The 20,489-nt window shown below is 63.6% G+C and carries 19 protein-coding genes and 7 tRNA genes; 21 read left to right on the forward strand and 5 right to left on the reverse strand.

What is annotated here, in order from left to right:
- The first annotated feature begins 9 nt into the window (after positions 1-9).
- The 3 genes from tmk to L6D77_RS24460 are packed head-to-tail and all read left to right on the forward strand — an operon-like array spanning position 10 to position 2,435.
- Complete coding sequence (tmk, locus tag L6D77_RS24450) at positions 10-642, forward strand: dTMP kinase (RefSeq protein ID WP_232885223.1); 633 nt, start codon at positions 10-12, stop codon at positions 640-642.
- On the forward strand, positions 635-1,621 hold the full coding sequence (locus tag L6D77_RS24455; RefSeq protein WP_232885224.1) for a DNA polymerase III subunit delta': 987 nt from the start codon (positions 635-637) through the stop codon (positions 1,619-1,621). The genes tmk and L6D77_RS24455 overlap by 8 nt, the downstream gene beginning before the upstream one ends.
- 31 nt (positions 1,622-1,652) lie before the next feature.
- A complete protein-coding gene (locus L6D77_RS24460; RefSeq protein ID WP_153787902.1) occupies positions 1,653-2,435 on the forward strand; it encodes a TatD family hydrolase in 783 nt (260 codons plus the stop codon).
- A 238-nt stretch (positions 2,436-2,673) separates the two neighbouring features.
- Here L6D77_RS24460 and L6D77_RS24465 read toward each other — a convergent pair whose 3' ends face one another.
- Positions 2,674-3,807: an aminotransferase class V-fold PLP-dependent enzyme gene (locus L6D77_RS24465; RefSeq protein WP_232885225.1), complete on the reverse strand. Its 1,134-nt coding sequence runs from the start codon at positions 3,805-3,807 to the stop codon at positions 2,674-2,676.
- Positions 3,808-3,880: 73 nt separating this feature from the next.
- Here L6D77_RS24465 and L6D77_RS24470 point away from each other — a divergent pair, with 73 nt between their 5' ends.
- The 5 genes from L6D77_RS24470 (at position 3,881) to L6D77_RS24490 (ending at position 7,383) form a co-directional block, all read left to right on the forward strand.
- Positions 3,881-4,516, forward strand: a complete 636-nt coding sequence (locus L6D77_RS24470; protein ID WP_110995672.1) for a TetR/AcrR family transcriptional regulator — start codon at positions 3,881-3,883, stop codon at positions 4,514-4,516.
- A 129-nt stretch (positions 4,517-4,645) separates the two neighbouring features.
- A complete protein-coding gene (locus L6D77_RS24475) occupies positions 4,646-5,614 on the forward strand; it encodes a GTP 3',8-cyclase MoaA (RefSeq protein ID WP_232885226.1) in 969 nt (322 codons plus the stop codon).
- Positions 5,615-5,680: 66 nt separating this feature from the next.
- A complete protein-coding gene (locus L6D77_RS24480) occupies positions 5,681-6,286 on the forward strand; it encodes a DUF4823 domain-containing protein (protein ID WP_232885227.1) in 606 nt (201 codons plus the stop codon).
- An 11-nt stretch (positions 6,287-6,297) separates the two neighbouring features.
- A complete protein-coding gene (locus L6D77_RS24485; protein ID WP_232885228.1) occupies positions 6,298-6,858 on the forward strand; it encodes a DUF1285 domain-containing protein in 561 nt (186 codons plus the stop codon).
- Positions 6,859-6,957: 99 nt separating this feature from the next.
- Positions 6,958-7,383, forward strand: coding sequence for a cupin domain-containing protein (locus L6D77_RS24490; protein WP_232885229.1), 426 nt, complete (start codon positions 6,958-6,960; stop codon positions 7,381-7,383).
- 55 nt (positions 7,384-7,438) lie between these two features.
- Here L6D77_RS24490 and L6D77_RS24495 read toward each other — a convergent pair.
- Together L6D77_RS24495 and L6D77_RS24500 are read right to left on the reverse strand one after the other, a co-directional pair.
- Positions 7,439-7,514: transfer RNA gene (locus L6D77_RS24495), tRNA-Asn, on the reverse strand.
- Positions 7,515-7,575: 61 nt separating this feature from the next.
- Positions 7,576-8,772, reverse strand: a complete 1,197-nt coding sequence (locus tag L6D77_RS24500; protein ID WP_232885230.1) for an amino acid aminotransferase — start codon at positions 8,770-8,772, stop codon at positions 7,576-7,578.
- A 289-nt stretch (positions 8,773-9,061) separates the two neighbouring features.
- Here L6D77_RS24500 and uvrB point away from each other — a divergent pair, with 289 nt between their 5' ends.
- A complete protein-coding gene (uvrB, locus tag L6D77_RS24505; protein WP_232885231.1) occupies positions 9,062-11,077 on the forward strand; it encodes an excinuclease ABC subunit UvrB in 2,016 nt (671 codons plus the stop codon).
- A gap of 155 nt (positions 11,078-11,232) precedes the next feature.
- On the opposite strand, the gene L6D77_RS24510 is transcribed toward uvrB, so the two are convergent.
- Both L6D77_RS24510 and L6D77_RS24515 read right to left on the reverse strand, forming a co-directional pair.
- Entirely contained in the window at positions 11,233-12,783 is a 1,551-nt protein-coding gene (locus L6D77_RS24510; protein WP_269807705.1) for an MDR family MFS transporter, read from the reverse strand.
- Positions 12,773-13,828 (reverse strand): HlyD family secretion protein, encoded by a 1,056-nt coding sequence (locus L6D77_RS24515; RefSeq protein ID WP_232885232.1) that lies wholly within the window; start codon positions 13,826-13,828, stop codon positions 12,773-12,775. Before L6D77_RS24515 ends, L6D77_RS24510 begins: the two co-directional genes overlap by 11 nt.
- Positions 13,829-13,971: 143 nt before the next feature.
- On the opposite strand from L6D77_RS24515, the gene gltX reads away from it, so the two are divergent.
- The 12 genes from gltX to L6D77_RS24575 all read left to right on the forward strand — a co-directional run bounded on the left by gltX (position 13,972) and on the right by L6D77_RS24575 (position 20,224).
- The gene (gene gltX / locus L6D77_RS24520; protein WP_213660175.1) at positions 13,972-15,453 is read left to right on the forward strand and encodes a glutamate--tRNA ligase; all 1,482 of its coding nucleotides are present in this window, start codon (positions 13,972-13,974) and stop codon (positions 15,451-15,453) included.
- Positions 15,454-15,775: 322 nt separating this feature from the next.
- Positions 15,776-15,851 (forward strand) — tRNA-Ala (locus tag L6D77_RS24525).
- Positions 15,852-15,922: 71 nt separating this feature from the next.
- Positions 15,923-15,998 (forward strand) — tRNA-Glu (locus L6D77_RS24530).
- Between the two features lie 53 nt (positions 15,999-16,051).
- A tRNA-Ala gene (locus L6D77_RS24535) sits at positions 16,052-16,127 on the forward strand.
- Positions 16,128-16,169: 42 nt separating this feature from the next.
- A tRNA-Glu gene (locus L6D77_RS24540) sits at positions 16,170-16,245 on the forward strand.
- Positions 16,246-16,311: 66 nt separating this feature from the next.
- Positions 16,312-16,387 (forward strand) — tRNA-Ala (locus L6D77_RS24545).
- A 41-nt stretch (positions 16,388-16,428) separates the two neighbouring features.
- A tRNA-Glu gene (locus tag L6D77_RS24550) sits at positions 16,429-16,504 on the forward strand.
- A 170-nt stretch (positions 16,505-16,674) separates the two neighbouring features.
- Positions 16,675-17,214 carry a TetR/AcrR family transcriptional regulator gene (locus tag L6D77_RS24555; protein WP_232885643.1) on the forward strand — a complete coding sequence of 180 codons (540 nt, stop codon included), beginning with the start codon at positions 16,675-16,677 and terminating at the stop codon, positions 17,212-17,214.
- Positions 17,215-17,239: 25 nt separating this feature from the next.
- Positions 17,240-18,073: an alpha/beta fold hydrolase gene (locus L6D77_RS24560; RefSeq protein WP_232885644.1), complete on the forward strand. Its 834-nt coding sequence runs from the start codon at positions 17,240-17,242 to the stop codon at positions 18,071-18,073.
- 44 nt (positions 18,074-18,117) lie between these two features.
- Positions 18,118-18,552, forward strand: a complete 435-nt coding sequence (locus L6D77_RS24565; RefSeq protein ID WP_232885645.1) for an acyl-CoA thioesterase — start codon at positions 18,118-18,120, stop codon at positions 18,550-18,552.
- A 52-nt stretch (positions 18,553-18,604) separates the two neighbouring features.
- Positions 18,605-19,576: a tRNA dihydrouridine synthase gene (locus L6D77_RS24570; RefSeq protein ID WP_232885646.1), complete on the forward strand. Its 972-nt coding sequence runs from the start codon at positions 18,605-18,607 to the stop codon at positions 19,574-19,576.
- A 204-nt stretch (positions 19,577-19,780) separates the two neighbouring features.
- Complete coding sequence (locus L6D77_RS24575) at positions 19,781-20,224, forward strand: Hsp20 family protein (RefSeq protein ID WP_110996452.1); 444 nt, start codon at positions 19,781-19,783, stop codon at positions 20,222-20,224.
- Positions 20,225-20,489 lie beyond the last annotated feature (265 nt).

Raw genomic sequence — 20,489 nt, forward strand, 5'->3', positions numbered from 1 at the left:
GGAACGCCCGTGAGCGGTTTGTTTATCACCCTGGAAGGCCCCGAAGGCGCGGGCAAGAGCACCAACCGCGACTACCTGGCGGCGCGCCTGCGTGAGCAGGGTGTCGATGTGGTGATGACCCGTGAGCCCGGTGGCACGCCACTGGCCGAGCGCATCCGCGAGCTGCTGCTGGCACCCAGCGATGAGCCCATGGCGGTCGATACCGAGTTGCTGCTGATGTTTGCTGCCCGTGCCCAGCACCTGGCGCAAGTCATCCGCCCGGCCCTGCTACGAGGGGCTGTGGTGCTCTGCGATCGCTTCACCGATGCCACCTACGCCTACCAGGGTGGCGGCCGTGGCTTGTCGGTGGAGCGCATCGCCATTCTTGAATCCTTCGTCCAGGGCGAGCTGCGCCCGGACCTGACCTTGGTCTTCGACCTGCCCGTTGAGGTCGGCCTGGCCCGTGCTGCTGCCCGTGGCCGGCTGGACCGCTTCGAGCAGGAAGGCCAGGCCTTCTTCGAAGCGGTGCGCCAGGCCTACCTGCAACGCGCCGCCCAGCAGCCGCAGCGCTACAGCCTGCTGGATGCCGCCCAGCCGCTGGAGGCGGTGCAGCGTGCGATCGATGCGCTGCTACCGGGCCTCCTGGAGCGTTGCCGTGGCTGAAGCCTACCCCTGGCAACAGGCGCTCTGGCAGCAACTGGCCGGGCGCAGCCAGCATGCCCACGCCTACCTGCTGCATGGCCCCCAGGGCATCGGCAAGCGGGCCCTGGCCGAACGGCTGATGGCGCGGCTGCTGTGCCAGGCGCCTCAGGGGCTGGATGCCTGCGGGCTGTGCAAGGCGTGTCTGCTGCTCAAGGCCGGCAGCCACCCGGACAATTTCGTGCTGGAGCCGGAAGAGGCCGACAAGCCGATCAAGGTAGACCAGGTTCGCGAGCTGGTGTCGTTCATCGTGCAGACGGCCCAGCAAGGCGGGCGCAAGGTGGTGTTGATCGAGCCGGTGGAGGCGATGAACATCAATGCGTCCAACGCCTTGCTCAAGAGCCTTGAAGAGCCTTCCGGCGATACCGTGCTGCTGTTGGTCAGCCACCAGCCCAGCCGTTTGCTGGCCACCATCAAGAGCCGTTGCCAGCAGGTCGCCTGCCCGCAGCCGAGCCTGGCCCAAAGCCGTGCCTGGCTGGCCGATGCCCTTGCCGAGAGTGCTGAAGAAGAGCGTGAGGAACTGCTGACCCTGGCCGCCGGCTCGCCGTTGATGGCCGTGAGCCTGCAGGCAAAAGGTGTGCGCGAACAGCGCGCGCTGGTCACCGAGGGCGTGAAGAAGCTGCTCAAGCAACAGCAGTCGCCCAGCCAGCTGGCCGAAGCCTGGAACAACGTGCCGTTGTTGCTGTTGTTCGACTGGTTCTGCGACTGGTCGCACCTGATCCTGCGCTATCAGCTGACCCAGGACGAAGACGGGCTGGGCTTGGCCGACATGCGCAAGGTGCTGCAGTACCTGGCGCAGAAGAGCCGCCAGGCCAAGGTGCTGGAGGTCCAGGCGTGGATCCTCGAGCAGCGCCAGAAAGTGCTGGGCAAGGCCAACCTCAACCGTGTGCTGCTGCTCGAAGCCTTGCTCGCCCATTGGGTGCAGCTGCCAGGCATGCGTTGATCCCTACCGTTCCAATCATGTGTGTGTTCCCATGCTCGTAGATTCTCATTGCCACCTCGACCGTCTTGACCTCAGCGCCCACCAGGGTTCCCTCGATGCTGCCCTGCAGGCCGCCCGTGAGCGCGGTGTCGGGCATTTCCTGTGCATCGGCGTCAGTGCCGAAAACGCCGGCGCGGTCAAGGCGCTCAGCGAGCAGTACGCCGATGTCGATTGCTCGGTGGGGGTGCATCCGCTGGACCTGGCACCGGGTGAAACGCCGGCCCTGGAGTGGCTGCTGCGCGAGCTGGCCCATCCGCATGTGGTGGCCATCGGCGAGACGGGCCTGGACTATCACTACGAGCCCGAAGCTGCCGAACTGCAGCAGGCTTCCTTCCGCCTGCACCTGGAGGCTTCGCGGCAGACCGGCAAGCCGGTGATCGTGCATACCCGCGCGGCCCGCGAGGACACCCTGGCGCTGCTGCGCGAAGCCAGCCTGCCCCAGGCCGGGGTGCTGCACTGCTTCACCGAGGATTGGCCGATGGCCAAGGCTGCGCTGGACCTGGGTTATTACATCTCGCTGTCTGGCATCGTCACCTTCCGCAATGCCGATGCCCTGCGCGAGGTGGCCCGGCAGGTGCCGGTCGATCGCCTGCTGGTGGAGACCGATTCGCCGTACCTGGCGCCGATCCCGCACCGCGGCAAGCCGAACCTGCCGCAGTACGTGCGGGAAGTGGCCGAATATGTCGCCTCGCTGCGCGGGGCCAGCTATGAGCAGCTGGCCGAGCAGACCACCGCCAACTTCAAGCGCTTGTTCCCGCTGGCACGGGTGGCCTGATCCGCAATGCGTCGCTGGCACCCGGGCAAAAAAAACCCGGGTTCTGGGGGGGGAATCCGGGTTAAGACCATTAGGAGTAAAACAAAGGTACGCGGTCCCTGGGCACCTTTATCGGCGCGCCACTTGGGGGGGATGCGCCGCGCCAACAATTCAAGTATTGGCCAGGATTGGCGCCCTGCCAGCGCTTGCTGATCGTTTTTTAAACAGATTTGGAATACGTCGGCGGTCCCTTGGGCGATCAGTGCATGGCGATGTGCCTGACCAGCCGCAGTGCTTCGTCGATCAGGCGCTCATCGGTATAGAAGTGTGGGGAAAAACGCACGCCGGGTCCACGCAGGGCGCAGACCACTTGATGGCTGCTTAGCACTCGATAAATGTCGGCATTGGCTCGGTCGGCTACGGTGAAATTGACGATGCCTGCACGGCGTCTTGGGTCTGCCGGGCTGTGCAGTTGCACGCCCGGGATCGCCGCCAGCCCCTGGTGCAGCTGTTCGACGCGACGCCCGAGTTGCTCTGCAACCACTTGCATGCCGACTTCCTCCAGCAATGACAGGCTGGCTTCCAGCGCGCAGGCGCCGAGCATGTTCGGGCTGCCCGGCTCGAAGCGCCGCGCGCTGCGTGCCGGTTGCCAGGTACGGCGCTCGAAATCGCCCAGCTGTTCGAGCATGTGCCAGCCGAAGGCGTGCAGTTTCAGCTGTCTGCGCAGGGTGCTGCGGCAGTAGAACACCCCCAGGCCCTCGGGGCCGAGCATCCACTTGTGGCCGTCGGCCATGGCGAAATCGCACTGACAGTGCTGTACGTCGAAGGGCAGGGCGCCAATCTGCTGGATGGCATCGACGCAGAACAGCACGCCCCGTTGGCGACAGCCCTGGCCCAGCCGGGCAAGGTCCAGGCGCAGGCCACTGGCGAACTGCACGGCACTGACCGCCAGCAGCCGGGCGCGCGGGCCACAGGCCTGGAGCAGTGCAGCCTCTGGGTCATCCCCGGCCAGGCTGGTCTCGATCACATCGACGCCTTGATCTGCCAGTGCCTGCCAGACCACGCGGTTGGAGGGGAACTCCTCGTCGCTGATGATCACCTGGTCGCCGGGTTGCCAGTCGAGGCCGAAGGCCACCAATGACAAGGCTTGCGAGGTGTTGCCCAGCAAAGCGATGTCGCCTGTGCTCGGCGCGTTGAGCAGGCGCGCCAGGCGCTCGCGCAGGCGCCGTTCGGTGGCCAGCCAGGCCGGGTAGTCGCTGGCGCCTCGCTGCAGGTTGTCACGGGCGAAGCGTGCCACGGCCTCAGTGGCCCGACGCGGCCACGGAGCGATCGCCGCGTGGTTCAGGTAACACAGGCCCGGAGCCTGCTCGAACTCATCAAGAAACACAGACATGCTTGGAAGATCCGTGCAATTTACCGCCAGTTAGGCATAATAATCGGCTTCGATTGTCATCCTAGTCCTACCTATGCACAAAGAACCTCGTAAGGTCCGTGAATTTCGCCGCCGCGAGCAGGAAATCCTCGACACGGCGCTCAAGCTGTTTCTCGAACAGGGTGAAGACAGCGTCACCGTCGAGATGATCGCCGACGCCGTGGGCATCGGCAAAGGCACGATCTACAAGCACTTCAAGTCCAAGGCGGAGATCTATCTGCGCCTGATGCTCGACTACGAGCGTGACCTGAACGAGCTGCTGCATTCCGCTGACGTCGACCGTGACAAAGAGGCGCTCTCGCGCGCCTACTTCGAGTTCCGCATGCGCGACCCGCAGCGCTACCGGCTGTTCGACCGCCTGGAAGAAAAGGTGGTCAAGGGCAACCAGGTGCCGGAAATGGTCGAGCAGCTGCACAGCATCCGCGCCTCCAACTTCGACCGCCTGACGCAGCTGATCAAGGGCCGCATCAGTGAAGGCAAGCTCGAAGACGTGCCGCCGTACTTCCACTATTGCGCGGCCTGGGCGTTGGTCCACGGTGCGGTGGCGCTGTACCACTCGCCGTTCTGGAGCAACGTGCTGGAAGATCAGGAAGGCTTCTTCCAGTTCCTCATGGACATCGGTGTGCGCATGGGCAACAAGCGCAAGCGGGACCCCGAAACCGCGAACTGAAGCGGCCCGAGCGGTGCTTGCCGACGTTTGGCGAGCATCGCGCGATTCTGCCTTCGACAGGAAGACTTGCAAAAACCTGATTTATGAGTCAGGTTTCGCCGGTCCGTTTCTTCCATGCCGGAGTCACCCATGATCGTCGATCGTCAAGGCAGGCGCTTTCGCAACCTGCGCGTCAGCCTGACTGCTGCCTGCAACTACGCCTGTACCTACTGCGTGCCCGATGGCAAGCGCCTGGTGGCGGCGCAGGACGAGCTGGGTGCCGAGGCGCTGGGGCGCGGCGTGGCGTATCTGGTCGAGGCCGCTGGTGTCGAGCGCTTGCGCATTACCGGCGGCGAACCGCTGGTCAGCCCCCGGCTCGAGGGTTTCCTGGCGGCGGTGGCAGGGCTCGGGTTGGAGGACATCAGCCTCACCACCAATGGCCAGCTGCTCGCCCGCAAGCTGCCGCTGCTGCGCGCTGCCGGCATCCGCAGGCTCAATGTCTCGCTCGATACCCTGGACTCCCTGGCGTTCCGTCGGATTGCCCGTGGCGGCGACCTGGCCAGCGTGCTCGATGGCATGGCCCAGGCCAGCGCCGCAGGGATGGCGATCAAGGTCAACATGGTGCCCATGCGTGGGCAGAACCTCGATCAGGTACTGCCACTGCTCGATTACTGCCTGGCGCGGGGCTACGAGCTGCGCTTCATCGAACTGATGCGCATGGGCCACCTGGCCCGCGACAGCAATGCCTTCCTGCAGCAGTTCGTGGGGCTTGAGCAACTGCTCGCAGTGATCGGCGAAACCCATGAGTTCGAGCAGGCGCAGCGCCCGGTGGATGCGACCGCGTTGCGTTATCGCATACCCGGCAAAGGGCACTTCGGGGTGATCGCCAACGAGAGCGTGCCGTTTTGCCGCGCCTGCTCGCGGCTGCGCTTGTCGTCCACCGGCTGGTTGCATGGGTGCTTGTCCTCAAGCAACCGTCACTTTGTCGGCGATCTGCTGGACAAGCCGCGCCACCAGGCCTTGCCAGCGTTGCAGCGCTTGCTGGTGAAGGCGCTGGCGGACAAGCAGGACCAGGCGTTCTCCGGCGATGTGATGGTGATGAAGGTGATCGGCGGCTGACTCTGGCGCAAAAGCTGCATCTGGCGGCTATTCGCCGGTTTTTCGTCACCGGCCTTTGGAGGAAAGATGCGTAGCCTGGTCTTGCTGCTGGCGCTGATGGCGTTGGGCGGCTGCATGAAAGTCAGCGACATGGGGGAAGGGGTCCGTTACCAGATGAGCGACGCGGGCCTGCTGGACCACAGCAACACCACCCGCACCCTGTCCATCCGCCTGCAGCCCGATTCGTTCATCTTCATTGGCCAGGGCGCGTTCATGCCGCCGGGCAAGGGGCCGCAGCCGCGCCAGAACGCCGTGGCCGAGGAGGCCTTCAAGAGCTTCATCGAGTACTTTCCGCTGGTGCGCCGCGCCCAGGGCCCGCTGGGCCTTGAGGACGCGATCGCCGAAGCCCGTTCGGTCGGCGCCGATTACGTGCTGTACACCCGCTTCGCCCGCACCGATGACCGTATCGGCAATGGCGATGAATGGTATGACGAACAGGCCGTCGACCGCCTGGGCTGGGACACTGGTGTAGTACAGATGATGCTGATCGAGACCAGCACCCGCTACCTGATCGATACAGCCCGCATCAAGAGCCGTGGCGGTTTGTTGACGTTCCACGACAATACCCCGCAGGATTTGCTCGCCGCGCCCATGCGCGAGTACGCTCGTAGCCTCCTGGGCATGAGCAAGTAAGCGAGCGTGATATGACCGACTCCGGCAAGGCCAACGATCTCCTGAGCCAGATCCCAGCGCACAAGGGGCTGCCCCCGGTGCATCTGTGGAACCCGGATTTCTGCGGTGACATCGACATGCGCATCGCCCGTGACGGCACCTGGTACTACCTGGGCACGCCGATCGGGCGCAAACCGATGGTCCGGCTGTTTTCCACCATCATCCGCCGCGATGGCGACGACTACTTCCTGGTCACGCCGGTGGAAAAAGTCGGTATTCGCGTTGATGATGCGCCCTTCGTTGCGGTGCTGCTGGATGTGCAGGGGAGTGGAGAGCAGCAGGTGCTGCGCTTTACCAGCAACGTTGATGACCAAGTCGAAGCCGGCCCGGCCAACCCGCTGCGGGTGGTGATCGACCCGATCACCCAGGAGCCCGCGCCCTATGTGCTCATGCGTGGCAACCTCGAAGCGCTGATTCATCGCAACGTGTTCTACCAGTTGGTGGAGCTGGCAGTGCCACGGCAGGTCGACGGCGAGGAATGGCTCGGCGTGTGGAGTCACGGCCAGTTCTACCCCATCGGGCGGGATGCCTGACTGAAGATCGGCCTCCTGTTTTTTCCGCGGATTGGCCGTTTTCCCTGCTTCAGGCGGGGCATAACCTGAGGGCCACAGCCAATCAGGAGATCCCCGTTCATGAGCATTCCCCGTCTTTCCCTTAGCCTGTTTGTTGCCCTCGGCTTGTTGGGCGCCAATGTGCCTGCCTGGGCGCATGGCGACGCGCAGCATCCCGACCAGGTGAAAATCCTCCAGGAGCAGCTGCCCAGCAATGCCCCGAGCAAGAAAGCGGTGATGCTCACCGTCAGCTACGCACCGGGCGAGGCCTCGCCTGCCCATCGGCACCCAGGCGCGGTCATGGCTTATGTACTGGAAGGTGCGGTTGTCTCGAGGCTCAACGACGAGCCGCAGAAAACCTACAAGGCCGGTGAGTTCTGGTACGAAGCGCCCGGCACCGTGCACAGCGTCTCGAGCAACGCCAGCAAGACCGCGCCGGCCAAACTGCTGGTGTGGAGCCTGGTGGATGAGGGCAAGCCGGTGACCGAAACGCTGACCAAACCCTGAAGCGCAGGCAATAAAAAACCTCCAGTGCTTGCGCAACTGGAGGTTTTTCAGTGTTTGGCTCCGCGACCTGGACTCGAACCAGGGACCCAATGATTAACAGTCATTTGCTCTACCGACTGAGCTATCGCGGAATCTCGGCGTATCTTACCGATTGCCAGGGGGAAGTCAAGCTTCCCCTTGGCAATCAAGGAGTTACAGAACTTCTACGATGGCCTTGGTGACCACGTGGATGTTGCTCTGGTTCAGGGCGGCGACAGCGATGCGGCCGGTGTCCAGCGCGTAGATACCGAACTCGTTCTTCAGGCGCGCCACTTGCTCTACGGTCAGGCCGGAGTAGGAGAACATGCCGGCCTGGCGGCCTACGAAGCTGAAGTCGCGCTTGGCGCCGTACTCTTTCAGCAAGTCGACCATCTGCTTGCGCATGCCATGGATGCGGGTTCGCATCTCGGCCAGTTCGGTTTCCCACATCTGGCACAGCTCAGGGCTGTTCAGCACGGTAGCGACGATGGTCGCGCCGTGGGTCGGTGGGTTGGAGTAGGTGGTGCGGATCACGCGCTTGACCTGCGACAGCACGCGGGTGCTCTCGTCTTTCGAGGCGGTGACGATCGACAGTGCACCGACACGCTCGCCGTACAGCGAGAACGACTTGGAGAACGAGCTGGAGACGAAGAACTCCAGGCCCGACTCGGCGAACAGGCGCACGGCGAAGGCGTCTTCGGCGATGCCGTCACCGAAGCCCTGGTAGGCCATGTCGAGGAACGGCACGTGGCCCTTGGCCTTGACCACTTCCAGCACGTTCTTCCAGTCGTCCAGCGACAGGTCGACGCCGGTCGGGTTGTGGCAGCAGGCGTGCAGCACGACGATCGAGCCCGACGGCAGGCTGTTCAGGTCTTCGAGCATGCCGGCACGGTTGACGTCGTGGCTGGCGGCGTCGTAGTAACGGTAGTTCTGTACCGGGAAGCCCGCGGTTTCGAACAGCGCGCGGTGGTTTTCCCAGCTCGGGTCGCTGATGGCGACCACGGCGCCCGGTGCCAGGCGCTTGAGGAAGTCGGCACCGATCTTCAGAGCGCCGGTACCGCCAACGGCCTGCACGGTAACCACGCGGCCAGCGGCCAGCAGCGGCGAGTCTGCACCGAAGATCAGTTTCTGCACGGCCTGGTCGTATTGGGCGATGCCGTCGATCGGCAGGTAGCCGCGGGAGGCGTGCTGGGCGGCACGGGTGGTTTCGGCTTCGATCACTGCGCGCAGCAGCGGAATGCGGCCTTCCTCATTGCAGTAGACGCCTACGCCCAGGTTGACCTTGTCGGTACGTGGGTCGGCGTTGAATGCTTCGTTGAGGCCCAGGATAGGGTCGCGGGGTGCCAGCTCGACAGCGGAAAACAGGCTCATTGTTACCTTGGCTCTGATAGGAGAGTGATAGGGGTTGCCACGCTCCAGCCGAATGCACTGAAGCGGTGCACAAACGGGGAGTCAGTATAGTGATACCGCCCGGTCACTGCGACAGTCTGGCGCAGCTTTTGCGGCTGTTTGCGCAAATATTTTTCGACCATTGGTCGAATTGCCTAGTCCATTGCCATGAGCGCTGCTTGGCTGGGCTTGAAAGCCACGCCCGGCGGGCGCATTTGCGTATAGACTACTGGCTAAATTTACAGTTGCCGCGACATCCATGAGGTCCGTCATGTCCGAATTCCAGCTCGTCACCCGATTTCAGCCGGCCGGCGACCAGCCCGAAGCCATCCGCCAGATGGTCGAGGGCATCGAGGCCGGGCTTTCGCACCAGACGCTGCTTGGGGTGACTGGCTCGGGCAAGACCTTCAGCATCGCCAACGTGATCCAGCAGGTGCAGCGCCCGACCCTGGTGCTGGCGCCGAACAAGACCCTGGCGGCGCAGCTTTACGGCGAGTTCAAGGCATTCTTCCCGAACAACGCCGTCGAGTACTTCGTCTCCTACTACGACTACTACCAGCCCGAAGCCTACGTGCCGTCGTCGGACACCTTCATCGAGAAGGATGCCTCGATCAACGACCACATCGAGCAGATGCGCCTGTCGGCGACCAAGGCGCTGCTGGAGCGGCGCGACGCGATCATCGTCACCACCGTGTCGTGCATCTACGGCCTGGGCAGCCCCGAGGCGTACCTGAAGATGGTCCTGCACGTCGACCGTGGCGACCAGCTCGACCAGCGTGCGCTGTTGCGCCGACTGACCGAGCTGCAGTACACCCGCAACGAAATGGACTTCGCCCGCGCCACCTTTCGCGTGCGCGGTGATGTGATCGACGTGTTCCCGGCCGAATCGGACCTGGAGGCCATCCGCATCGAACTGTTCGATGACGAAGTAGAGAACATCGCCGCCTTCGACCCGCTGACCGGCGAGGTGATCCGCAAGCTGCCGCGCTTCACCTTCTACCCCAAGTCGCACTACGTGACGCCTCGCGAAACGCTGCTCGAAGCGGTGGACGGTATCAAGGAAGAGCTCAAGGAGCGGCTGGAGTACCTGCACAAGCACAACAAGCTGGTCGAGGCCCAGCGCCTGGAGCAGCGTACCCGTTTCGACCTGGAGATGATCCTCGAACTGGGCTACTGCAACGGCATCGAAAACTACTCGCGCTACCTTTCCGGGCGCCCGGCCGGTGCGCCGCCACCCACGCTGTATGACTACCTGCCGGCCGATGCGCTGCTGGTGATCGACGAGTCCCACGTTTCCGTACCCCAGGTCGGCGCCATGTACAAAGGTGACCGTTCGCGCAAGGAAACGCTGGTGGAGTACGGTTTCCGCATGCCATCGGCACTGGACAACCGGCCCATGCGCTTTGACGAGTGGGAAGCGGTCAGCCCGCAGACCATCTTCGTTTCCGCAACACCCGGCCCTTACGAAGCGGAACATGCCGGGCGTGTGGTCGAGCAGGTGGTGCGCCCCACCGGCCTGGTCGACCCGCAGGTCGAAGTGCGCCCGGCGCTCACCCAGGTCGACGACTTGCTGTCCGAGATCGGCAAGCGCGTCGCCCTGGGCGAGCGGGTGCTGGCCACCACCCTGACCAAGCGCATGGCCGAAGACCTCACCGACTACCTGGCCGATCACGATGTGCGAGTGCGCTACCTGCACTCGGACATCGATACCGTCGAGCGGGTGGAGATCATCCGCGACCTGCGCCTGGGCACTTTCGACGTATTGGTGGGCATCAACCTGCTGCGTGAAGGCCTGGACATGCCGGAAGTGTCGCTGGTGGCCATCCTCGACGCCGACAAGGAAGGCTTCCTGCGGTCCGAGCGCTCGCTGATCCAGACCATTGGCCGGGCGGCGCGCAACCTCAACGGCAAGGCAATCCTTTACGCCGACAACATCACCGGCTCCATGCAGCGCGCCATCGACGAGACCGAGCGACGCCGGGCCAAGCAGGTGGCGTTCAACGAAGCCAACGGCATCGTGCCCAAGGGTGTGGTCAAGGACATCACCGACATCATGGAAGGGGCCACCGTGCCCGGTGCGCGCAGCAAGAAGCGCAAGGGCATGGCCAAGGCGGCAGAGGAGGCCGGGCGTTACGAAGTCGAGTTGCAGACCCCGGCCGAGATCACCAAGCGCATCAAGCAGCTGGAGGAGGAGATGTTCCAGTTCGCCCGCGACCTGGAGTTCGAGGCTGCGGCGCAGTTGCGCGACGAGATCGGCAAATTACGCGAGCGCCTGATCGCCAGCTGAGGGTAAACCTTGCGGGCGCTACCCCTGTAGGAGCGGCCTTGTGCCGCGAAAGGGCTGCGTAGCAGCCCCGACAATCTTGTGACATTCATAAATCCTGGGGCCGCTTTGCGGCCCTTTCGCGGCACAAGGCCGCTCCTACAAGGGGTGCGCCTGGCTCAATGCGCCTCTCCAGCCTTCAACCCCTGGGGCAACTTGCGCGTCAACAACACCGCCAGCATGCTCACCGCCAAACCGATCCCGACAAAGTGGAACGCATCGTTGTAGGCCATGATCATCGCCTGCTGGTGGGTGATCTCACTCAGCTTGCCCAGCGCCGCCGTTTCATTACCTAGCCGCTCCGTCAGTTGCGCCAGACGCTTGGCCACTTGCGGGTTGCTCGGCACCAGTGCTTCACGCAAATAGTCGAAGTACACCTTGGCCCGCGCATCCAGCAGCGTCGCCAGCAAGGCGATGCCAATCGCCCCACCGAGGTTGCGCAGGATGTTGAACAGGCTCGACGCCGAGCCCGCATCCTGCGGCTGGATATAGGCCGTGGCGATCAACGAAATGGTCACCATGATCATCGGCTGGCCAAGGGCGCGGATCACCTGGATCTGGTTGAACTGCGGCCCGGCGAAATCCGGGTTGAGCACCCCGGAACTGAAACTGGCCACGCCGAACAGGCAAAAGCCCAGGGCACACAGCACCTTCGGCGAGATCACCTTCATCAACAGCGGCACCAGTGGAATCAGGAACAGCTGCGGCACCCCCATCCACATGATCACTTCGCCGATCTGCAGGGCGTTGTAGCCCTGGATCTGCGCCAGGTACAACGGCAGCAGGTAGATCGAGCCGTACAGCCCCACGCCCATGCCCAGGCTGGCGATGCTGGATAAACCGAAGTTGCGGTTGCCGAGGATGCGCAGGTTGATCAGCGGGTGCGGGCGGGACAGTTGCAGGATCACGAACAGGATCAGGCTGACCAGGGCGACACTGCCCAGGCCGACGATCAGGCTGGACTCCAGCCAGTCCTTGCGATGGCCTTCTTCAAGGAACACCTGCAGGCAACCCAGGCCCAGGCCAAGGGTGACGATGCCGGCGTAGTCGGTGCTTTTCAGCAGCTCCCAGTGGGCCTCTTTCTTTTCCAGCCCGTACATGAGCCCGGCAATCATCAGCAGCCCTGGCGGGATGTTGATGTAGAAGATGTATTCCCAACCCCAGTTCTCGGTCAGCCAGCCGCCCAGGGTCGGGCCGATCGATGGGGCGAAGGTGGCGGTCATGGCGAACATGGCCATGCCCTTGGCGCGGTGGTGTTCGGGCAGCTTGATCAAGGTCAGGGTGAACGCCAGTGGGATCAGCGCGCCGCCGGTGAAGCCTTGCAGGGCGCGGAACACGATCATGCTCTCAAGGTTCCAGGCCATCGAGCACAGCAGTGACGAGGCCAGGAAACCCAGCGACACCCACACCGCCAGGCGCCGGGCCGACAGCAACTGCACCAGCCAGGCGGTCAGCGGGATCATGATGATCTCGGCCACCAGGTAGGAGGTGGAAATCCACGAACCTTCCTCGAGCGTGGCCGAAAGCGCGCCCTGGATGTCCTTGAGTGAAGAGTTGGTGATCTGGATGTCCAGCACCGCCATGAACGCGCCGAGCATCACGCTCATCACCGCGATCCAGTCGCGCCGGGTGGGCTCTGCGCTGGGCCGCAGCAGTTGGTCACCGGCCATCGTGGCTGTCGTCTTCGCTGCGCAGGTCGACGGTGGCCGTCACCGACATGCCCGGACGAATGCGGCCATGCAGCGGGTTGTCGGCGGCGAAGGTCAGCTTGACCGGGATGCGCTGCACCACCTTGGTGAAGTTGCCGGTGGCGTTGTCGGGCGGCAGCAGGCTGAACTGTGCGCCGGAGGCGGCGAACAGGCTGTCGACGCGGCCTTCGATCGGGGTGTCGGGGTAGCTGTCGAACAGCAGTTCGGCGCGCTGCCCGGGGTGCATCTTGCCAATCTGGGTTTCCTTGAAGTTGGCCTGCACCCAGATGTCCTGGTCGGGGACGATCGACAGCAGGTAGGCGCCGGCCTGCACCACCTGGCCATTGCGCGCGCTGCGCTGGCCAATGGTGCCGCTGATCGGCGCGTGGATTTCGCAGCGGGTCAGGTTGATCTCGGCCTGGGCCAGGTCGGCGCGAGCATTGGCGATCTGCGCGTCGAGGCGCTTGAGTTCGGCGCTCAGGGCATCGACCTGCTGGCGCTGGCCCTTGAGGTCGGCCTGGGCCTTGTCCACCTGGGAGCGGGCCACATGGCTTTCCGCCGAGAGGGTGGTGACCCGCTCTTCGGAGACGAAGCCGGGCTTGCGCAGGGCCTGGGCGCGGTTGAGGTCGAGCTGCGAGCGGTCGAGGGTGGCCTGGTTGGCGGCCACCTGGGCCTGGCCTGCGGCAATCAGGCTGCCTTGCTGGGCCAGCCGGCTTTGCGCCTGTACCAGCTCAGCTTCGCGGGTGGCCAGTGTGGCGCGGGCGCGAGCCACGGCCAGTTCGAAGTCGGCGACTTCCAGGCGCACCAGCAGGTCGCCCTTGTTGACGTGCTGGTTGTCTTCCACCTGCACTTCGTCGACGCGCGCGCCGAGCTGGCTGGAAACGCGGGTGATCTCGCCCTGTACATAGGCGTTGTCGGTGCTCTCGAAGAAGCGCCCCTTGAAATACCAGTGGGCGAGGAAGGCGAGGGCGATCAGCGCGACCAGGGTGATGAAGATCAGCAAGCGGCGTTTGAGTTGGGCGGGCATGAGGACTATGGTTCCAGAAGTGTAAGCAAATTTAACAGCTGCAACCGGTACCGTCACAAGTGACGATAGCGCCATTGCTGGAGCCCAGTGCCCGCTCCCTGCTAACATCCCGCCTTTGTTTGAATCTTCGTTCGAGACTCTCCATGACCACCGTTCGCACGCGTATCGCGCCATCGCCCACTGGCGACCCCCATGTTGGCACTGCCTACATCGCCCTGTTCAACTACTGCTTTGCCAAGCAGCACGGCGGTGAGTTCATCCTGCGTATCGAAGACACCGACCAACTGCGCTCCACCCGCGAGTCGGAACAGCAGATCTTCGACGCCCTGCGCTGGCTCGGCATCGAATGGAATGAAGGCCCGGACGTCGGTGGCCCGCACGGCCCGTACCGGCAGAGCGAGCGTGGCGAGATCTACGCCAAATATGCCAAGGAGCTGGTCGACGCAGGCCACGCCTTCTACTGCTTCTGCACCGCCGAAGAGCTGGAGCAGATGCGCGCCGAGCAGATGGCCCGCGGCGAGACCCCGCGCTACGACGGCCGCGCCCTGCTGCTGAGCGATGAAGAAGTGCAGCGCCGCCTGGCGGCCGGCGAGCCGCACGTGATCCGCATGAAGGTACCGAGCGAAGGCATCTGCGTGGTGCCGGACATGCTGCGTGGCGATGTCGAGATCCCGTGGGACCGCATGGACATGCAGGTGCTGATGAAGAACGACGGCCTGCCGACGTACTTCCTGGCCAACGTGGTCGACGACCACCTGATGGGCATCACCCATGTGCTGCGCGGCGAAGAGTGGCTGCCCTCGGCGCCCAAGCTGATCAAGCTGTACGAGTACTTCGGCTGGGAGCAGCCCAAGCTGTGCTACATGCCGCTGTTGCGCAACCCGGACAAGTCCAAGCTGTCCAAGCGCAAGAACCCGACCTCGGTCACCTTCTACGAGCGCATGGGCTTCATGCCCGAGGCGATGCTCAACTACCTGGGCCGCATGGGCTGGTCGATGCCGGACGAGCGCGAGAAGTTCTCGCTGGCCGAGATGGTCGAGCACTTCGACCTGTCGCGCATCTCCCTGGGCGGCCCGATCTTCGACATCGAGAAGCTGTCCTGGCTCAACGGCCAGTGGCTGCGTGAACTGCCGGTGGAGGAGTTTGCCGCGCGCGTGCAGAAGTGGGCCTTCAACAGCGACTACATGATGAAGATTGCCCCGCACGTGCAGGGCCGGGTGGAAACCTTCAGCCAGGTTGCTCCGTTGGGTGGGTTCTTCTTCGAAGGCGCGCTGAAGCTCGACGCCAAGCTGTTCGAGAGCAAGAAACTGTCGGCCGACCAGGTGCGCCAGGTGATGCAGCTGATCCTGTGGAAGCTGGAAAGCCTGCGCCAGTGGGAGAAGGACCGCATCACCGGCTGCATCCAGGCCGTGGTCGAGTCGCTGGAGCTTAAGTTGCGCGATGCCATGCCACTGATGTTCGCCGCCATCACTGGCCAGGCCAGCTCGGTGTCGGTGCTCGATGCCATGGAGATCCTCGGCCCTGACCTGACCCGTTACCGTCTGCGCCAGGCCATCGACCTGCTGGGTGGTGTGTCGAAGAAGGAAAACAAGGAGTGGGAGAAGCTGCTGGCGAACATCGCCTGATAGCTTTTCCTGCCCCCTGTAGGAGCGGCCTCGTGCCGCGAAAGGACCGCAACGCGGTCCCACAATTTGCGCCTCGACGCAAAATCGCTGGGGCCGCTTTGCGGCCCTTTCGCGACACAAGGCCGCTCCTACAAGGCCGCAACACCAAGAATCAGCAGGGCAGGGCGGTAAGTGATTGTTATCTGTGAAAAAATTTTTGATTAATTTCAAAAATTCGTTTGACAGCCCTGCAATCGGAACTTAATATGCGCCCCGTCCACAGCGATGAACGAAAACGAGACGCCAGGCACCCAGCCAGCGCTTCGGTTCAAAGCGACATTGTGGGGCTATAGCTCAGCTGGGAGAGCGCCTGCATGGCATGCAGGAGGTCAGCGGTTCGATCCCGCTTAGCTCCACCAAATTCCGCTTAACGGCATTGCCGGTAAGCAAGACCGGGTCCAGCAACCGGGTCTTGAAGGTAAGAAGGTTCGTCCCCTTCGTCTAGTGGCCTAGGACACCGCCCTTTCACGGCGGTAACAGGGGTTCGAGTCCCCTAGGGGACGCCAGTTTTGCACAAGCGATGTGTAACCATGTCGCTGGGCCGAGAGGCTAGAAATCCGGGGCTATAGCTCAGCTGGGAGAGCGCCTGCATGGCATGCAGGAGGTCAGCGGTTCGATCCCGCTTAGCTCCACCAATTTTGCCGCGGTTCGTGAAAACGGATCGGCACGAAGGTTCCGTCCCCTTCGTCTAGTGGCCTAGGACACCGCCCTTTCACGGCGGTAACAGGGGTTCGAGTCCCCTAGGGGACGCCACTTTTACCCGCGTTTTGCGGGAGTTGAAAGGCTCATCATCAGATGGATGAGCCTTTTGTTTTACTCGGGGCTATAGCTCAGCTGGGAGAGCGCCTGCATGGCATGCAGGAGGTCAGCGGTTCGATCCCGCTTAGCTCCACCAATTCGCCGCGGTTCGTGAAAACGGACCGGCACGAAGGTTACGTCCCCTTCGTCTAGTGGCCTAGGACACCGCCCTTTCACGGCGGTAACAGGGGTTCGAGTCCCCTAGGGGACGCCATTTTTTACCCGCGTTTTGCGGGACTTATAAGGCTCATTCGATTATTGAATGGGCCTTTTGTTTTTTCTGCTCCCTGAGAATTTTCCGCCGGCTCATCACTCGCCGCAGATTCTGCTTGCCTAAAAATATGATAAGCATAATATGTCGATCATAATATTTTGAGGTGAGCCATGAGCGACAAGAAGAGCAAGACGCGCGAACGCATCCTCGAAGCGGCGCGTGGCGCGTTGATCCAGCACGGGCCGGCCGAGCCCAGCGTGAGCCAGGTCATGGGTGCTGCCGGGTTGACGGTGGGCGGCTTCTACGCCCATTTCGACAGCAAGGACGAACTCATGCTGGAAGCCTTCAGCCAGTTGCTGGCCGAGCGCCGGGCATTGCTCGCCGGGGTCGATCCGAGCCTGGACGGCGCTGGCCGTCGTGCACTGGTCGCCGCTTTCTATCTTTCGCGCAAGCACCGTGACGCCGAAGTGGCGGCTTGCCCGCTGCCCAATGCACTCAGCGAAATGCAGCGCCTGCCTGAGGCTTTTCGTGAAGTACTGGTCGAGCACATCGAGCTGATGACCGCGCAGATGGTTGACCGCCCCGAGGACATGGACAAGGCCCTGGCCGACTTCGCCCTGATGGTGGGTGGCCTGGCTGTGGCGAGGGCCTTGGGCACTGGCGAGCTGTCCGATCGCGTCCTGCGTGCCGCCAAATCGGCGGTGATCTGAGCACATTCATTCCTGGAGCATGGCGATGAGTACCCTGAGCTGGATTCGTGGCGTCAACGGCACCCTCGGCCACCTGGCCCCCGAACACGTTGCCGGCAAGATGCGCCGCGCCTTCATGAGCCCACGCACCCTGCCACCCAAGGAGTGGGAGTTGCCGCTGCTGGCTCGCGCCGAGCGCATCACCCTGCGCTTCGGGTTGTCGGCGCTGCGTTGGGGGCAAGGGCCGACCGTGTTGCTGATGCACGGTTGGGAAGGGCGGCCAACCCAGTTCGCCGCACTGATCGAAACCCTGGTCGCTGCCGGTCACACCGTGGTGTCGCTGGAGGGGCCGGGCCATGGGCGCTCGCCAGGGCATCAGGCCCATGTGGTGCTGTTCGCCCGCGCATTGCTGGAAGCCGCTGCCGAGTTGCCGCCGCTGCGCGCGGTGATTGGCCACTCCATGGGTGGCGCCAGCGTGATGCTGGCGCTGCAGTGGGGGTTGCGTGCCGAAGCGGCTGTGAGCATTGCTGCACCCGCACAGTTATTGGGGGTGATGCGCGGTTTCGCCCGGCATCTGGGCTTGCCGGCGCGGGCCAGGGCGGCCTTCATTCGCCAGGTCGAGCGTGATATCGGCGTGCAGATTGCACGGCTGGATGTCACCGGTTATCAACTGGAACTGCCGGGCCTGGTGGTGCATGCCAGTGATGACCTGTTGGTGCCGGCTGGTGAATCGCAGGTCATTCACAAGGCCTGGTTCGACAGCCGCCTGCTTTTGCTCGAAGAGGGCGGCCATGTGCGCGTGCTGGCCGACCCGCGGCTGGGCGAGGCGGTGCTCGAACTGCTGGCCCGCACCAATGAGCGGGCCCGACAAAGCGCCTGAGCATCCGTTACACTCTGCCCGTTCACGAACAACCAGGAGCGGGCATGAGCTGGGATCTGGCGGCACCATTCACCATCGACCTTCGCGTCGGCCATGAAGACATCGACGGCCTCGGCCACGCCAACAATGCGGTCTACGTCACCTGGCTCGAGCGCTGCGCCTGGCGCCACTCCCAGCGCCTGGGGCTGGACCTGGCCGAGTACCGTCGCCTGGACCGGGCCATGGCCGTGGTGCGCCACGAGATCGACTACCTCGCTGCCGCCTACGAGGATGACGAGCTGCAACTGGCCACCTGGATCGTCGACTGGGACCAGCGCCTGCGCATGACCCGGCGTTTCCAGCTCAAGCGCCCGAGCGACGGCGTCACCCTGTTGCGTGCACACACCACCTTCGCCTGCATCGAGCTGTCCAGCGGCAAACCCCGGCGCATGCCGGCGGAGTTCCTCGACGGCTATGGCGCGGCGCTGATCGGCAACTGAAACGCGGCGGTTTTTTGCTAGACTGCCGCCTTTTGCGCCCCGAGACCCTCACATGCAAATTGCCCTGGCCCCGATGGAGGGGCTGGTCGACAACATCCTGCGCGACGTCCTGACCCGGGTGGGTGGCATCGATTGGTGCGTCACCGAGTTCATCCGCGTCTGCGACCGCCTGTTGCCGGAATCCTCGTTCGACAAACTGGCCCCAGAGCTGCGCCAGGGAGCGCGCACCGCGGCCGGCGTGCCGATGCGTGTGCAGCTGCTCGGTTCGGACCCGGTGTGCCTGGCCGAGAACGCGGCGCTGGCTTGTGAACTGGGGGCGCCGGTGATCGACCTGAACTTCGGCTGCCCGGCCAAGACCGTCAACAAGTCGCGTGGCGGGGCGGTGCTGCTCAAGGAGCCGGAGTTGCTGCATGCCATCGTGCGTGAGGTGCGCCGCGCCGTACCGGCGCATATTCCGGTGACCTCGAAGATGCGCCTGGGCTTCGACAGCCCGGATGGCGCGCTGGAGTGCGCCACGGCATTGGCCGAAGGCGGCTCGGCGCACCTGGTGGTGCATGCACGGACCAAGGTCGAGGGCTACAAGCCGCCGGCCCACTGGGAGTGGGTGGCGCGGGTGCAGGACGTGGTCAAGGTACCGGTGTTCGCCAATGGTGAGATCTGGACCGTCGACGACTGGCGCCGCTGCCGCGAGGTGAGTGGCGCCGAGGACATCATGCTCGGTCGCGGCCTGGTGTCGCGCCCGGACCTGGCCTTGCAGATCGCAGCTGCTCGCGATGGCCGTGATTACCAGCCGATGAGCTGGGACGAGCTGCTGCCGTTGTTGCGCGAGTTCTGGCGTCAGGCCCAGGCCAAGCTGTCGCCGCGTTATGCGCCGGGGCGCATGAAGCAGTGGCTGGCGATGCTGACCCGGGGTTATCCCGAGGCGGTGACGTTGTTCGCCGAACTGCGCCGGGAAGATGATTGCCAGCGGATCAGCAGGTTGCTGGGCGTGGAGTCGCAAGTGTTCGAAGAATGCGTCGCCTGATCGGGCCCTATCGCCGGCAAGCCGGCTCCCACAGGGGCCGCGTCACGCCAAAGGCCTGTGGGGGCCGGCTTGCCGGCGATGAATGGCAAGCAAATTTTTTGTCGGCCCCTTGAAAGCGTTTTGCCCGACCCTATCTCTTGAGTACGCGATGCCGAAGTCGGGTCGCGTAGTGACTTACTTGCTGAATCTCAGGAGTTTATGACCATGACCACCGCTTTCTCTCTCGCACCTCTTTTCCGCAACTCTGTCGGTTTCGACCGTTTCAACGACCTGTTCGAAGCTGCAGCACGCAATGAGGCCGGTAGCAGCTACCCGCCCTACAACGTGGAAAAGCATGGTGAAGACCACTATCGCATCGTGGTTGCCGCCGCCGGTTTCCAGGAACAGGACCTCGACCTGCAGGTCGAAAAAGGCGTCCTGACCGTGTCCGGTGGCAAACGCGATAACGGCAACGAAGGCGTCACCTTCCTGCATCAGGGCATCGCCCAGCGCGCCTTCAAGCTGTCGTTCCGCCTGGCCGACCACATCGAGGTCAAGGGCGCCGGCCTGGCCAACGGCTTGCTCAGCATCGAGCTGCTGCGCGTGGTGCCGGAAGAAGCCAAGGCCAAGCGCATCCCGATCAATGGCGACAAGCCTGCGCTGAACTGAGTGCTGGCGGGATGAACGAAAGGGCACCTTCGGGTGCCCTTTTTTGCTGTGCTACCCATAGCGCAATCAAAAGACCCTGTGGGAGCGGGTTTACCCGCGAATACGGTGGTGAGGCCGCCGACGCATTCGCGGGTGAACTGATCTGGTCAAGTAATTTTGGACACCGATTAAGGTTTATGCCGCCGCTTTGAGCTTTGCCTCCATGGCTACCGGCGTTTCATAGCCGTTGTAGCTATGGAGCCGCTTGAGGTTGTAGCGCATCAGA

It is taken from the genome of Pseudomonas parasichuanensis, assembly GCF_021601385.1.
Lineage (GTDB): Bacteria > Pseudomonadota > Gammaproteobacteria > Pseudomonadales > Pseudomonadaceae > Aquipseudomonas > Aquipseudomonas parasichuanensis.